Here is a 14,858-nt window from a genome sequence, read left to right as displayed (position 1 = left end):
ATATTTTATAATAAAATCAAGCAAAAAATTGTATAAACAATTAAAAATGAATTAATTGGAAACAATTATAATGGAAATAAAAGATTTATTCGAAAAATTGATGATTGTATGTTATATGAGAAAAATATCTTTTTGAAAAATCATAAAAGTGTAGATATTCGCTTTGCATTGGCATATCCGAATATATATAAAACCGCAATGTCTTCATTAGGCTACAACATACTGTATAATCAGATTAATGAACGTGAAGATACATGGTGTGAGCGAATAATATACCCCGATGTGAAATCAATTGAATCGAATACTCCTGCAAAGCATTTTGACATTTTAAGCTTCACATTACAATTTGAAGAAGATTATGTGAATGTGCTGGAAATTCTTAAAAAATCAGGAATTCCTCTCAGAAGAGATGAGAGAAGTGAAAATGATCCTTTAGTTATTGCAGGAGGGCCATGTCCGACTGCGAATCCAATGCCATTATCTGATTATATTGACATGTTCATCATAGGAGAAGGAGAAAACACATTAAACCGATTTTTGGAAATTTATAAAAGTTCATATAAAAACTTAAATGATTATCTGGATATTGATGGAATTTATATTCCCGAATATAACAACAACGCCAAAATAGATATCGTAAGTGACATGAATAAAGCTTACCACATTACACAGCCTATATTGAGCAAAAGTGATGATGAGGATTACCAGACAATTTTCAACAACACCATAATGCTGAATGTATCAAGAGGATGTACACGAGGATGCAGATTCTGCATGGCGGGATATCTTTACCGTCCGATGAGACAAACTGATTATAAAAAATTAATCGATATTGCGATTAAAAACCGAGAATTGAGCGGACTGAATAAAATAACATTGATTGGCGCTGCTGTTTCCGATTATAAAGATCTGGAAAAGTTAACCTCAGGCCTTGAAAGGGAAGGCTTTCAGATTTCAACTCCATCACTTAGAATTGAGTCCATTACCAAAGATACATTGCAAACTCTGAAACGCAGCGGACTTAAAACAATTACCCTAGCACCAGAGTCAATTGACCGGTTGAGAAAAGTGATTAATAAGGATATTCCTGATGAGAAAATTTTCTCAATTATAAAAGATGCGGTTGAACTTGATTTCAAAATAAAACTATACTTTTTGATTGGAATTCCCGGCGAAAATTTAGATGACATAAAAGAATTGGTTAGCTACATGAAAAAAATAGCTGAAATGCATACCAGCATAAAGAATGTGAAATTCAGTGTAAACCCACTGATACCAAAACCCCAGACACCCCTTCAGTGGGAACAATACAATTATAAAGATATAAAAAATAAAACAAGATACATCCAACGTGAAATGAAAAGATATAATATAAAATGCGAAAGTCCTAAAAAAGGGTTAATGCAATATATATTATCTTGTGGAAATAGTGACGTTGGAAGCATTATTGAGAAATCTTTAACAAAAAAACCCACATTAAAAGAATGGAAAGAATTAACTCCGGATTATCAAATTGGACAAAAACTACCCTGGTCCAATATAGATGTTGGCGTGAATGAAAGATTTTTGAAAATAGAACACAGACGATTGAGAAATCTAAAGCAAACACCCTGGTGTGAAACCTGTGCCTGCTATAATTGCGGGTCTTGTGAAAAATAATTACTAGAAAAAATAATTTTTACAATAATATATATATAATAATATTATAAGAGGTAAAAATATGGTAAAACCAGCAAGTAGAATTAATTCAATAGAATTATCACAAATAAGAAAAATGTTTGAAGTGACAAATCCCGATGCAATTAACCTGGGGATTGGAGAACCTGATTTTGATGTGCCCCAAAACATTAAGGATGCAATGAAAGAATCAATTGACAATAATGAAACTCACTACACACCAAATAAAGGAATTATAGAGTTAAGAGAAGAAATCGTTAAAAAATTGAAAAAAGACAATGGAATAAATACAAATCCTGAAAATGTAATTGTTACAGTAGGAGCCAGTGAAGCACTGTTTATGGCCTCACAGGCTTTTATAGAAAAAGGAGATGAGGTAATACTGCCTGACCCTAGTTTTCTTTTATATGAATCCGTTATAAAAATAGCTGATGGTACAATAGTTCCCGTCGATTGTAAAATGGAAAACGAATTCAAATTAAAAGCTGATGACGTTGCAGAAAAAATTACAAAAAACACAAAAGCAATATTCTTAAATTCACCATCCAATCCAACAGGAGCAGTAATGGAAAAAGAGGATATTAAAGCCATAGCAGATTTATCAATGGACCATGATTTTTTAATTGTAGCAGATGAAATATATGAAAAAATCATTTACGGCAAAAACCACTGCTCTGCAGGAAAATACAGCGATAATGTTGTTACCATCAATGGTTTTTCAAAAACATATGCTATGACCGGCCTTAGAATCGGATATGTTACAGCCAATGCCGAACACACCGAAGAACTATTCAAAATTCATCAAAACAACATCGCATGTGCAAACACCACCGCACAAAAAGGTGCATTGGAAGCACTGAGAGGTCCTCAGGATGCAGCAAACAAGATGATTAAAGAATTTGAAAGAAGAAGAAATCTTATAGTTCCTCGTTTAAATGACATGGGATATGAAACCGTAAATGCTGAAGGCGCATTTTACGTATTTCCAAAAATTGATGATGAAGATTTTGTCATGAAAGCAGCTGATGCCGGAGTGATAACCGTAACCGGTGCAGCATTTGGTGAGAATGGAAAAGGTCATGTCAGAATGTCTTATGCTAATTCCTATGAAAATATCAAAAAGGCAATGGATATACTAGAAGAGAGTGTAGTAAATGGATGAAATTCGCCAAAAAGGCGGGAAAAAAGCCGCAACAGTTGCAATAATTGCAAATGTATTTTTAACAATATTTAATGTAATTGTTGGAATGATTTCCGGAAGTTATGCATTAATATCTGAAGGTGCTCATACATTATCTGATGTTACCACCTCCATTATTGCATACATCGGATTTTATTACGGGCAAAAACCTGCTGATGATGAACATCCACTTGGACACGGCCGTGCAGAAGCAATCAGCGGACTGATTATAGTTATATTCCTATTTTTAGTAGGATGGGAAATCTTTAGAGGTGCACTTTTTAAAATATTAAATCCTGCAACAATCACAGTTCCGAATACTCTTGCAGCAGTGATGGCAGTTATAGGAATTCTGGTAAACCTGTCTGTAAGCAGTTATATAATCAATATCGGAAAGCAAATTAGAAGCCCTGCACTTGTTGCAGACGGACAGCACCAACGAACAGATGTTTTTTCATCAGTGGCAATTTTAATAGGAGTAATTGTATCAAACGTCGGTTTTCCAATACTTGATCCTATAGTAGGATTAATAATCGCATTGTTGATTTTTAAAACTGCAGCAGAGATTTTAATTGAAAATATAAACAATATTATGGGCAAATTGCCTTCAAAAGAATTCATTGAAGAAATTGAAAAAGTTGCAAATTCCTGTCCTCAAGTGGAGCATGCCCATGAAATTAAAGTGGATTATCTTGGAACCTACGCAACCGTTTCCCTTCATGTTGAACTGGATGGAAACATGACCTTAGATCAATCCCATAAAATAGCACATCAGGTTCAAAATAAGATTGTTGAAGAAATTCCCGAAATAAAATATGTAAATGTACATACCTGCCCAATAGGGTCAGACTATAACCATAAACAAAAATTAGATAAATAAAGCGCCGGGACGGGGATTTGAACCCCGGAGGTCGATTGACCATTGGATTAGCAGTCCAACGCCGTACCAGGCTGGGCCATCCCGACATGTAAAAAAAACAAGATAATTAATTATATGTACTAACTTATTTATAAACTTAATTATTTTCATTAATGGCATGTTCAAAAGTGGACTAATCTCAAAAATATAAGTGATCTAAAAAAGCCAACTCCACCCCGGGATTCTACAAGCATTGAATGTTAATAGTAAAGCTGCTCCCTTCCGGGCCTGACCCATTCCTATACTAAAGATGACTAATTTTTACCCTCCAGTAAAAACTTCACCACCACCAATCCTGTAGGACGAGGTTTCTATGTTGTTTTAATAGGCTCATATTCTCTTAAAAAGCCGCCTTTTGAACTTCGACCGCACCAAAGGGGGTGTGTGCTTACAGAGGACCCCTAACCCTCCAGTCTAGCCAATAATAATATTTGTTTTAATATTATATAAATGTTAGTGAAAAATCAATTACTGGAATCGAAAATTCTTACTGAAAACTTGGATAACATCAATTCTAGAAAAAAAATAAAATTATAGTAAATAAGAAAAAAATGATAAAAATTAAAAATAATAAATAAAAAATGGTTAAATTAGAATACCTCTTGAATGATATCTCCATCAGAAATAATACCCACTAATTTACCATCTTCAACAACAGGAAGCTGATTTAAAATGCCAGAAGATGAAACACTTTCCTTCATGATTTGAATAGCAGTTTCAATATCATCCTCAGGAGAAACAGTTACAACCGATTCAATCATGATTTCTTTAACACTTGTTCCCAATTCATATTTATCCAAAATCAAATTGTGGCCCACATCTGTTGCTGTAATAATCCCTATTAACTTATCATCCTCAACAACTGGAAGACAGCTAATCTTATGTTCCATTAACTTTTCAAATGCATATACAACATCTATATCCGAGGTTGTTGTAATTACATTTTCAGTCATTATTTCCTTCACTTTCTTGTTCAACATTCTCCATACCTCCAAACTCTTCAAGAATATAACTGACCATTTCATCTATGGTGTCATTAATATCTATATTATTAATAATATGAGAATCATTAATCTTAGCCTGTTCAACCAAAAATTTTTGGGTTTTTCTGATTGTATCAAAGTTTTCCATATAATGTTCAAGGGATCTTTTAACCCAAGGCTGCCTGCATCTAGCATAAAATCTTTGTTTATGGGCTTCTTCATCATCTACAATTAATGTAAATATGATAATATTATTATTTTCAACCAACTCCCTATTAATAAATCCAGGAACAATATGGACTCCTTCTATAATTGTACTTATTCCTTCCTTTACAGATCTCTCAATAATAGCTTCAATACCTACATTAACAACATCAACATGACTGATAAATCCTTCAATAACTGAATCTATTCTGATAGAAGGAGTTCTGATACTTTCATAAGCATTGAAACTGGATTTATGAATTACCGGACTTAAATCCTTTGAAACGATTTTACGCATTACCTCACGAATCATATCTGTACTTATAAGGTTTTTTAATCTGAGCCTGTTTGCAAGTTCAAAAGCCATAGATGAAGTACCAACACCTGAAGCACCACCTATAAGAATAATGAGAGGCTTTTGAGAGGTTCTAAGTGATCTCCAATTCAAATATCTTTTTGCCAATTTAGGGTCAAAATTATTTAAATGATTTAAAATTACCTCGGCCAGATCTTTACTAGTAATTTCAGTGATATCATTGTCAATCAATTCAATTTCAATTTCACTAGCTATATCATGTGCTTTTTGAAATCCAATATCTGTTACATTTAATGAACGGGACAGAATTCCTTTAGAAAAAGGCTCCCTGTATGTTTTTCCATCTACTTCCCCAGTTACCCAAATCATAATATCACAGCCTTAACTGATAAAATTTATAAAAGTAATATATAATAAAATTTGTTATTTGATTTTGAAAAAAAAGAAAATAAGATGAAATCTATTCATCTAAAGATATTAAGCTAATATCATAATTTGAACCGTCTTGAATATCAATCAAGACCGCACCATTATCCTTAAGCATTCCAGGGTTTGCAACATCGGTTGTAATACCAATTTTGCTTAAAGACCTTGCTTCATGAATATGTCCGCACAAATTGATTTGAGGTTCGAATTCATGAATGGATTTTAAAATTCCTTGGCTTCCAACATGTTCCCCACTAGGAATTTTATCTGCTTCAGTATTGAAAGGTGGAGCATGAGTAACCAATATTTTTACTTTAGGAACTTTATCATTGTAAACATAATCGTAATTGGCTAATAATTCATATACATCCCCATAAATCTTATTGTCTTGGATTTCACCAGGAGTATTGAAAGGTGTTTCATTAGAACCACCGTAACCAAATAAAATAGCGTCACCATAAGCAATAATATTATTATGAAGACAGAATGATACTTCATTAATAGCATTACAAATACCTTTAGGATCACAGTTTCCAGGTATAGCAATAACGTCTACACCGCAGTCTGCCACTTTTTCAAGAAACGGACCAACAAAATCCAAAGGTCCAAAATCAGTGATATCTCCCAAAACCAAAACCAAATCTATTTCGTTATTGTTCAAATAGGTGTATAAGTTTTCGTTTTCTTCACCGTGAACATCACTAATTGCCAATATTTTAGTCATTTAATCACCTTTTTGTTCTAAAAAGAAAGATCCCATTTCTTTTAAACCGGATTGTAAATCAGGTTTATCTCCATGCAATTGGATGGTTACATCATCATCAAATTCTATAATAAGACCTTCCCATTCTGCAATTTCTTGAACTCTTTCTTCTGCAATAGCTTCCTTAAGAGTGATTCTCCCAGTAGTCAATCCTGGAGGAGTGTTGACAATGAATTTTGCCCTTGAATCTGCAAATTGGAAGACTTCTTTTCCTTGCATGACCTGTTTTAATAAATCAAGCCAGTGGTCAACGTATTCATCGCCTTCTTGTTCTGCTATTGTCAAGAGAGTTGCTTGAATATTATTTAAAGACATTTCAGCTTTAGTTAAACCATTTATCAAATCAGGGTGAGAAGGGTCTCTTTTATATGAACTAATTGTTGATCTGATTATACCCATCTCAAAGTTAATTCCATCAGGTATCTCATATCCTTTTTTAGTCAAATCATTAAGGAGATGATTTAGAACTAACCAATTCTGTTCTGATGGTAAGCTCATAAATGTCCACCTATAATTTTTAAAGTAGTATGATTGATTTCAGCGTCTGCTTCTTTTAATTCTTTTTCAATTTCACTGGTATTACTATATGAATCTAAGAATAAAACATGATGAGTAGAAGTTCCTGCAATGTTTAAAATTGCTAATTCATCAGTTGGTTTGAGTTCTCTTTTATCAATAGTTGCTTTGAATTGAACATAAGGTTCATATTCTTCAGGAAGGTCGGAGTATTTAAAAATACCATCTAATGTTGCTACAAACATAATTACACCTCATTAAATTTATAGAATATAATTTCTTACTAATAGTATATAAACGTGATTGCGAATTATTCGTATATATTAAAACAAAAAAAATCTGACATAAAAAAAAGTTATCAAATTAATGATAACTAGCATTCAAATGTCCTTCCAATGCCTAAAAAAATAAAAAATAAAGGATTAAAAATCCTTAAATTTATTCACCTAAAGCTTTTTTAATAGCAGGTGTTGCATCGATTTTTTGAGCATCGAAAGTTAATTCTTCAGGAGATAATCCCATAGCTAATCCGTATAATTGAGCTAAGTGGAATACAGGTAATGCGAAGTCAGTTCCGTATCTTTCGTTTACTTCAGTTTGACCTTGGTCAAATTGCATGTGACAGAAAGGACATACGTTAACGATTGCATCTACACCAGCTTCGGTCATGTGGTCGAGTTTTTCTTTAGTGAAACTAGTAGTTACATCTAAATCTCTAGCTCTTAAACCTCCACCAGCACCACAGCACATCATTTTGTCTTTGTAGTCAACTGATTTTGCACCAGTGATTTCTACAAGGTCATCTAAGATGGATGGGTTTTCAGCTTGATCTTCAATACCGATAGTTTCGGTAGGTTTTAAGAAGTGGCAACCGTAGTGAACAGCAACATTTAAATCTAAAGGTTTTTCGATTAATGAAGCTAATTTTTCAAATCCTACGTCATCTCTTAAAATTTGAGCAAAGTGTTTAACGTTAATGGTACCTTTGTATTCTCTGCCGATTTCAGCTAAGTTAGCGTTAATTTTAGCTCTTTTTTCTTCGTCTTCTTTTAAGATATGGTTACATTCAAATAATGAACCGAAACATCCGTTACATTCAGTCATGATGTCTGCGTCCATGTCTTCAGCAATAGTTAAGTTACGAGCTGCAACAGTAGCCCAGGTTTCTTCATCGAAAGAACCGAATACACCAGGAGCAGGACAACAAGATGCTCCTTCCATGTCTACTAAGTTAATATCTAATGCTTCGAATAATTTTCTGGTAGCTTTTTCTACACCAGGATAACGGTTGTTCATAATACAACCTAAGAAGTATGCGATTTCCATATTATAACTCTCCTAATAAATTTATTCTTTTAATCCACCAGTTGCTTCATCATATCCGATTAATTCATCGAAACCAGTGATTTTACATAATTTTTGTACTTCTTCTAATGCTTCAGGGTAAGAGTGAGTTGTAGGTGGGAGCTCAGAGAGGCCAATTTTAGCTCTTAAAGCTTTAACATTATCGTTAATAGGTACTGCGTGACCAGTGTTCATTACAAATACACCTGTCATTTTGTGAGGTTTAGCCATGTATCCTGCATGAGCAGCGATGTTACGAGCTTTTTTGATAATTTCTACAATTTTAACACTTCTGAGACATCTTTCTTGGCAAGTGTAACAAGTAGTACACATCCATAAAGCATCATCAGTGATTACTTCATCTTTTAATCCTAATAAACATTTTCTGACAATTTGTCTTACTTTATAAGGAGTTCTTCTTCCAGATGGACAACTACCACTACAAGTTCCACATTGGAAACAGTGTTTTACAGTTTCAATACCTGCATCAATAAATTGAGCGGTGAAATCTGGATCACGATTACTATCAGTTAATAATTCTTTATCAGTCAATAAAGTCATTTTATCTCTCTCTTTATCTTTATTTGAATCTTCTTCAACTTCCTCAACAACATCTTCTTCTGTTGTTTCTTCATCTGCAAGAGCAGCAGCTTCTTCTGCACGAATTTCTTCAGCTTTTTCGTGGATATCTTCCTTAATAGCTTCAGCTTTTTGGTGGATATCCTCTTTAATAGCTTCAGCTTTTTCGTGAACATGAGCTACGACTTCTTCCACAATTTCTTCAGATGAAGGTTCAATAGGTTCAGAAACTTCCTCAGCTACAGTTTCTTCAATTGGGTCGATGCCTTCTTCGGAAGCCAAATCTTTAGTATCATTTCTAGGAACTGTTGTTTTAGTTCCAGATACAATAGTATCATTTAACTCAGAAGATTTAACTTCGACATCATTAGATGTGCTTGGTACATCATTACTGATGTCTTTTTCTTCTTTATTCCCTTCACGGAACATTGATTTAAGACGATTTATTATAGACATTGAAAACACACCTCGGAAAATCAGGACAATTTCCTCAAATCCCTGTTTAAATATTCTATTAAGATTCATATATAAAGGTTACTAAAATTTTAGAAGGTGTAATCAAAAAGATTACATGTAAAAAAATATTTTTATAAACCTAAAAATTAAATAATTACAATAAGAACAAAAATAGGAAGAATCATATGATTAAAAAATTTGAAATCAGGTCCCATGACGGACCTGGAAGGATAGGAAAGATAGACGGAGAACTCACTCCAAAGATATTTTTCAAAAACGAAATGAAAATAGCACCAAGTGAAGGGTCATCTTATAATGTGGACCGTGAAATAGCAGAATTCAATGTATCTGAAACACTTAAACTTGCCGAAAAATATGTTGACTCATGCGACATTGCCGTTATTCAAGGATCAAAATACGTTGACCTAAGAATTGAATGTATGAAAAAACTTGAAGAAATCGGATACAACGGATTCATAATAGCCAACGGCGATGCGCTTTTAACAAATCCTCGAGAACTTGTTGAATTAGTGGTTAACCTAAAAAAAGAAGCTAAAAAAAGCAGTTATTTCATATTTACATTTGCAGAGCTTTCCTTCATGCCAATATTGACATATATGGGAATTGACGGATTTTTAGCAGATGCAACCAATTATTACAGTCACCTGAACGTCCTGCAAACTCCGACAAAGGCATATGATTTGAATACCTATCCTATTTATGAAGAAATTTCCCAAAAGGAACTGGAACAAAAAAATTTAGACAATATGGAATTTGTAATTAAAGAAATCCATGCACACATGAAAAACAGGTCATTGAGAAATCTTGTTGAAGAACGCTCCGGCACAACACCTCAAAACATATCAACCTTAAAAATTCTTGACAGAACCTGCATGGATTATCTGCTTGAATTTACCCAGTTATTTTAAATGTTTCAATCATGTTTTTGAACTCGCGTTCGGACTCGCCTGAAATGTCCAATGTCCTGAGTTCAAAAATATAGATGTCACCATTTTCAATAAAAACATATGTATGAATATCGAAATTCAAGTCGGGAGTATCCATATTTGCATGAAGTTTGATAGCGTCCTTTGAAGCTATCCGAGTAAAATCGGAAGCCAGTATAACGCCTCCATCATCTGAAATGGCATCTTCCATAAATATCTTATAGTCATCCAGATTTGTGGCTGTCGGAAACATCACCGCATTAATCAGATTGCTCTGGCCTTTGGAAAGTGTGGCAATGCAGTCGGGATTGGCCAGAATATTTGCCTTTTCAACCTCCCAGGTATTAGGATATTCAAATGTAATTTTACCTGTGTTAAATGTTCTCATTGATTACTCCTCATTTTTTGATGAAACATCAATTGTTTCAGGCTCATCTTCCAGGGTGTCAATATATTTGGAAAACGGTTCCGGAAGCTTAGGCATGACTTCCTTTAGAATCTCCGCAGCATCAAGTTCCAGCGCCTGACCTGAAAGCAGCTGTTCAACATCAAAGTCAAAGTCAAATGGTTTAAGCAAATCATCTACAGGCACTCTTAAATTAATTTTGTTCTTATTCAGTATCATTTTAAGAGTGCTGGTATTGCGGATTTGCTCATTCATGTCTTCGACAGTTGCCTTTATGTCATATGCTATAGCCTTATTCTTTTCATTTACATCATGTTTTGATTTTTCAATTGATTTTTTCAAATCTTTGACAAGCATTGTATTTCTGCCGTTGATGTTGTCTCTAGCCTCATCAATGACAACATTGATTGCATTTAAAATGGATTTGTTCAGTTCGACATTATAAGCGAGAATCATCCTGTTTTTATAATCAAGTTCCTTAAAAATAGCAACTCTTTCATCATCAATTTTTGTGATTTTTTTGTTCAGCTCATGAATTTCATCTTTTGCCCTTAAAAGCTCTTCTTTATCTGTGAGCTGTTCTTTAAGAGAGCCAACATCATCAAAAAATGATCCTTTAAGAGTTTGAATCTGAGCCTGTAAAGTTTCAATCTGCGCATCCTTTTCACGAATGATATTGTCAAATTCCTCAAGCTTTTCATCTGAAAACTGATTTTCCAAAAGATTTTCATAATCTTTCTGTGCCAATACCTTTACCAGCTCATTGTCAATGAAGGGATCCTCTTTTTTAAGACTGACCTGTTTTTGTTGGGATTCCTTTTCAACAGTATTTCCGTCTTTGTCTTTGCTTGTATATTTTTTAGTATAAACCCTTACGGTTCTGAAATCTTCATCACTTTCCATTATTAACACCCACTCTATAATAATAAATAGTAAAAGTTTATTTAAATACTTAATGATGAAAAAAAGAAAAAAAAGAGAAAAAAATTATTTGTTCTCTTTTTCAATCCATAACAACATTGCCTCTTCTATGGCTTTTGAATACCAGCCTGTTTTAAACAACATCTTTGTTGAGGCCAATCTTCGAAAATTCAAGTCAATGTCATTATTGATGCTAATTGTAACACGCTTGTTTTTAGTCATACATATAGATTGAGCATACTAGTTAATAAATTCGTTAGTGTTTTTTCAGGTCAGTTTAAGACATTTAAATGAATATTAGTTTAAATTGATAAATTTAAATTAAAATGAAATAAATATTTATATGTCTCATCAGGATTTTTACTATATCCCGTAGACAAAAAACATAATGCAAAAAGCAGTATCACTGCAAAAATTACTACCCTCTTTTTCATTATTTACACCGAATTTAAACCATTTCCCATTCATTGTAGCCTAAATGTCTGTATCTGTTTCCATCTGGAGCACCGTGAATTTCGCCAGTGTAGATTATCCTTCCTTCCTGTGCACTGTAGAATGCACCAGGGTCTTCTGTGGAAGTTGAATCATCATAATTTTCTTCATAACTCTCTTCAATTGTTATGTTCTGAGTAGCAGATACTGCTTCAAAGTTATCGTTTCCAGCAAATGTACAATTGACTGTGTATTTACCGGCACTCTTATCAATCTTTAGTTTTGCAGTTCCATTTTCATCAGTTACAACAGATTTATTGTCATTTTCACCATTTTCATCAGCAATGGTGATGTTAACAGTTACATTGGCTATTGGCTTTCCATTGTTGTCTGTTAGATTAATTTCCAAATCATCCCCATCACTTAGAGTTTCATTACTGGTAATGTTCAATTTAGCAGTTTCCTTTCCGAAAAATGGAAATGCCGCTGCAGATACACTGAGCAAAAGCGCAGCAACAATCACTATCAAAACACAAAATATGATTCTATTTCTGTTCACTCAAAAACCTCCTTTAATAACAGTATTATTTTTTCAGTTAAAATATATTTCCAAACGATTGACCCAATCATACAAACATGTTCGATTTAGCAATATTCATAATATCAAAAATAAAATCACAATATTTCAGAGAGTTGGGCAAATCATTTGAAAATATTTAAATAAGCCCGCCACATATTAGTAAATATATAAACTAAGAAATTAGTTTAGGAGGCGTATAAAAATGAGTATAAAAAAAGTTGTTGTAGCAGGTGGAGGAGTTCTCGGAAGCCAAATTGCCCTTCAATCTGCATACTGCGGATTTGATGTGACAATCTGGCTTAGAAGTGAAGGATCTATTGAAAGAGCTCAACCAAAACTTGAAAGGTTCAAAAACATCTACGTTGATACTCTCGAAAAGATGAAAACTGACGCAACAGCATACTGCAGAGGACTTTCCAAAAAAACAGACCTGACAGAAGAAGAAATCGACAAACTCAAACAGCAAGCACAAGATGCCCACGACAGTTTAACATTGACAACCAGTTACGAAGAAGCAGCAAAAGATGCAGATTTAATTATCGAAGCAATTGCTGAAAATCCAGAACAGAAAATCGCATTTTATCAGGAACTTGCCAAATATATGGAAGAAGATACAATCCTTGTAACCAATTCCTCAACATTGCTTCCATCAATGTTTGCAGAATACACAGGAAGACCTGAAAAATACCTTTCACTTCACTTTGCAAACACTATCTGGCAAAACAATACTGCAGAAGTAATGGGACATCCTGGAACCGAACAGGAATACTATGACAAAGTAGTTGAATTTGCAGAAGACATCAACATGATTCCTTTAAAACTCAAAAAGGAACAACCGGGATACATATTGAACTCACTGCTCGTTCCGTTCCTAAACGCCGGCCAGGCATTGCTTGCAAATGATGTAGCTGACTTTGAAACAATCGACAAAACATGGATTTTGGCTACCGGCGCTCCTGCAGGACCTTTCCATATCCTGGATATCGTAGGTCTTACAACTGCATACAACATTGTAAGCATGAATCCTGAAGCAGCAGACCCTGAAACCACACCTGGAAAAATAGCCAAAATGCTCAAAGAAAAAATTGATAAAGGTGAAACCGGTATCAATGCCGGAAAAGGATTTTACGAATACTAAATTTATGATGAGAAAGGATTTCAATTCCTTTCTTATCTAAAAATTTAAAAACGCTATTTTTAAAAAAATGTTCAGATTTTTGAAAAAACCATTTGTTTTGTTTTTTTAGAATATAATAGAGTTATAAGAATTTAAAAAAAAGTTGGAAAAAAAGCAGAAATGATAATCTGCTTATAGGTTAATAATGTTATTTATTTCTTCTTAAAATTGAAGCTCCACCCAAGACAGCACCTACAGCAAATAATATCATTAACGGATTACCGGTTTCTAACATTGAATGAACCGGATTATCGTTTGAAGTACCATTAATATTTGCAGTTGTGTTTGATGCTACATTAGCGGTTGCATTTGTTGTATTTTGAGCGGATTGATCTGCTGCTGCAGCATTTTCGAGAGTTTCATTGTATTGGCTGCCAGCTGCACCACCATCATCCTGATAATTGCTTCCAGCATAACCTCCATCTTCATATTGGCTGCCAGCTGCACCACCATCATCCTGATAATTGCTTCCAGCATAACCACCATCATCTTGGTAATTGCTTCCAGCATAACCTCCACCATCGTAATTGCTTCCAGCATAACCACCGTCGTATTGTACGTCGCCCATTTCATCTAAATAGTCAAATCCAGCATAGTAGTCAAAACCCATATGGCCATCTGCTGCAAAGGCCGATCCTGCGGATAGAATTATGCAGAATAATGAAAGCAATACCAATAGTTTTTTTGATAGAATCATAATATTCACCACCATAATAACATTTATAGTAAACGACTTTGTACAAATAATTATATGAAAAAGACCATATATAAAGTTTTTCGAATGCAAGTGCCTACTTACATCTTAAAATTAAAAAATAATAGTTTAAAATAATTTTTTAAAGAAAAAACGATTTAATTAAATTAAATTAATAATTTAACGACCATTAATAGTACTTATAATCATGAAAACATTTAAATAAAATTAAAATAAATATAATAATCGATGTGAAGTAACATTCATATTAATGATGATACATTCAACCATTTTATAATCTCCAAATATATTTGAATATACATCATTGGGAGTAGAAG

Annotated in this window: 17 protein-coding genes, 1 tRNA gene and 1 other RNA gene; 5 read left to right on the top strand and 14 right to left on the bottom strand. The window is 33.6% G+C overall.

Annotation, left to right across the window (positions count from 1 at the left end; all coding sequences use genetic code 11):
• The first annotated feature begins 108 nt into the window (after positions 1-108).
• The 3 genes from ACKI2P_RS09950 to ACKI2P_RS09940 all read left to right on the top strand — a co-directional run bounded on the left by ACKI2P_RS09950 (position 109) and on the right by ACKI2P_RS09940 (position 3,737).
• On the top strand, positions 109-1,659 hold the full coding sequence (locus ACKI2P_RS09950) for a radical SAM protein (RefSeq protein WP_407377268.1): 1,551 nt from the start codon (positions 109-111) through the stop codon (positions 1,657-1,659).
• A 61-nt stretch (positions 1,660-1,720) separates the two neighbouring features.
• Positions 1,721-2,839 (top strand): pyridoxal phosphate-dependent aminotransferase, encoded by a 1,119-nt coding sequence (locus ACKI2P_RS09945; protein ID WP_407377267.1) that lies wholly within the window; start codon positions 1,721-1,723, stop codon positions 2,837-2,839.
• Complete coding sequence (locus ACKI2P_RS09940) at positions 2,832-3,737, top strand: cation diffusion facilitator family transporter (protein ID WP_407377266.1); 906 nt, start codon at positions 2,832-2,834, stop codon at positions 3,735-3,737. The genes ACKI2P_RS09945 and ACKI2P_RS09940 overlap by 8 nt, the downstream gene beginning before the upstream one ends.
• A 2-nt stretch (positions 3,738-3,739) precedes the next feature.
• On the opposite strand, the gene ACKI2P_RS09935 is transcribed toward ACKI2P_RS09940, so the two are convergent.
• The 9 genes from ACKI2P_RS09935 to hdrC all read right to left on the bottom strand — a co-directional run bounded on the left by ACKI2P_RS09935 (position 3,740) and on the right by hdrC (position 9,363).
• Positions 3,740-3,823 (bottom strand) — tRNA-Ser (locus ACKI2P_RS09935).
• A 63-nt stretch (positions 3,824-3,886) separates the two neighbouring features.
• Positions 3,887-4,201, bottom strand: an RNA gene (gene ffs / locus ACKI2P_RS09930) — signal recognition particle sRNA.
• 165 nt (positions 4,202-4,366) lie between these two features.
• Positions 4,367-4,756, bottom strand: a complete 390-nt coding sequence (locus ACKI2P_RS09925; RefSeq protein WP_407377265.1) for a CBS domain-containing protein — start codon at positions 4,754-4,756, stop codon at positions 4,367-4,369.
• Positions 4,722-5,648: a 2-phosphoglycerate kinase gene (locus ACKI2P_RS09920; RefSeq protein WP_407377264.1), complete on the bottom strand. Its 927-nt coding sequence runs from the start codon at positions 5,646-5,648 to the stop codon at positions 4,722-4,724. The genes ACKI2P_RS09925 and ACKI2P_RS09920 overlap by 35 nt, the downstream gene beginning before the upstream one ends.
• A gap of 91 nt (positions 5,649-5,739) precedes the next feature.
• The gene (locus ACKI2P_RS09915; RefSeq protein ID WP_407377263.1) at positions 5,740-6,429 is read right to left on the bottom strand and encodes a metallophosphoesterase; all 690 of its coding nucleotides are present in this window, start codon (positions 6,427-6,429) and stop codon (positions 5,740-5,742) included.
• Positions 6,430-6,966, bottom strand: a complete 537-nt coding sequence (locus ACKI2P_RS09910; RefSeq protein ID WP_407377262.1) for a DUF2096 domain-containing protein — start codon at positions 6,964-6,966, stop codon at positions 6,430-6,432.
• Positions 6,963-7,229, bottom strand: coding sequence for a DUF749 domain-containing protein (locus tag ACKI2P_RS09905; protein WP_407377261.1), 267 nt, complete (start codon positions 7,227-7,229; stop codon positions 6,963-6,965). The genes ACKI2P_RS09910 and ACKI2P_RS09905 overlap by 4 nt, the downstream gene beginning before the upstream one ends.
• Before the next feature lie 193 nt (positions 7,230-7,422).
• Complete coding sequence (gene hdrB, locus ACKI2P_RS09900; protein WP_407377260.1) at positions 7,423-8,310, bottom strand: CoB--CoM heterodisulfide reductase subunit B; 888 nt, start codon at positions 8,308-8,310, stop codon at positions 7,423-7,425.
• Positions 8,311-8,331: 21 nt separating this feature from the next.
• Complete coding sequence (gene hdrC, locus ACKI2P_RS09895; protein ID WP_407377259.1) at positions 8,332-9,363, bottom strand: CoB--CoM heterodisulfide reductase subunit C; 1,032 nt, start codon at positions 9,361-9,363, stop codon at positions 8,332-8,334.
• A gap of 185 nt (positions 9,364-9,548) precedes the next feature.
• On the opposite strand from hdrC, the gene ACKI2P_RS09890 reads away from it, so the two are divergent.
• The gene (locus ACKI2P_RS09890) at positions 9,549-10,292 is read left to right on the top strand and encodes an archaeosine tRNA-ribosyltransferase (protein WP_407377258.1); all 744 of its coding nucleotides are present in this window, start codon (positions 9,549-9,551) and stop codon (positions 10,290-10,292) included.
• Here ACKI2P_RS09890 and ACKI2P_RS09885 read toward each other — a convergent pair.
• From ACKI2P_RS09885 to ACKI2P_RS09870, 4 genes are all read right to left on the bottom strand, one after another.
• Positions 10,276-10,698 (bottom strand): hypothetical protein, encoded by a 423-nt coding sequence (locus ACKI2P_RS09885; protein WP_407377257.1) that lies wholly within the window; start codon positions 10,696-10,698, stop codon positions 10,276-10,278. The two genes, ACKI2P_RS09890 and ACKI2P_RS09885, sit on opposite strands and share 17 nt — an antisense overlap.
• 3 nt (positions 10,699-10,701) lie before the next feature.
• The gene (locus ACKI2P_RS09880; RefSeq protein ID WP_407377256.1) at positions 10,702-11,619 is read right to left on the bottom strand and encodes a coiled-coil domain-containing protein; all 918 of its coding nucleotides are present in this window, start codon (positions 11,617-11,619) and stop codon (positions 10,702-10,704) included.
• 84 nt (positions 11,620-11,703) lie between these two features.
• Complete coding sequence (locus ACKI2P_RS09875) at positions 11,704-11,859, bottom strand: hypothetical protein (RefSeq protein WP_407377255.1); 156 nt, start codon at positions 11,857-11,859, stop codon at positions 11,704-11,706.
• 226 nt (positions 11,860-12,085) lie between these two features.
• Positions 12,086-12,628, bottom strand: a complete 543-nt coding sequence (locus tag ACKI2P_RS09870) for an Ig-like domain-containing protein (RefSeq protein ID WP_407377254.1) — start codon at positions 12,626-12,628, stop codon at positions 12,086-12,088.
• Positions 12,629-12,851: 223 nt separating this feature from the next.
• Here ACKI2P_RS09870 and ACKI2P_RS09865 point away from each other — a divergent pair, with 223 nt between their 5' ends.
• A complete protein-coding gene (locus ACKI2P_RS09865) occupies positions 12,852-13,787 on the top strand; it encodes a 3-hydroxyacyl-CoA dehydrogenase (RefSeq protein ID WP_407377253.1) in 936 nt (311 codons plus the stop codon).
• Positions 13,788-13,974: 187 nt separating this feature from the next.
• Here the strand turns inward: ACKI2P_RS09865 and ACKI2P_RS09860 are convergent, their stop codons facing one another.
• Complete coding sequence (locus ACKI2P_RS09860) at positions 13,975-14,523, bottom strand: hypothetical protein (protein WP_407377252.1); 549 nt, start codon at positions 14,521-14,523, stop codon at positions 13,975-13,977.
• Positions 14,524-14,858: the final 335 nt, after the last annotated feature.

The sequence above is a fragment of the Methanobrevibacter sp. genome (assembly GCF_045541095.1).
Taxonomy (GTDB): Archaea; Methanobacteriota; Methanobacteria; order Methanobacteriales; family Methanobacteriaceae; genus Methanocatella.
The sequence above is the reverse complement of the archived record's forward strand: the minus strand, read 5'-3'. Positions and strand labels throughout refer to the sequence as shown.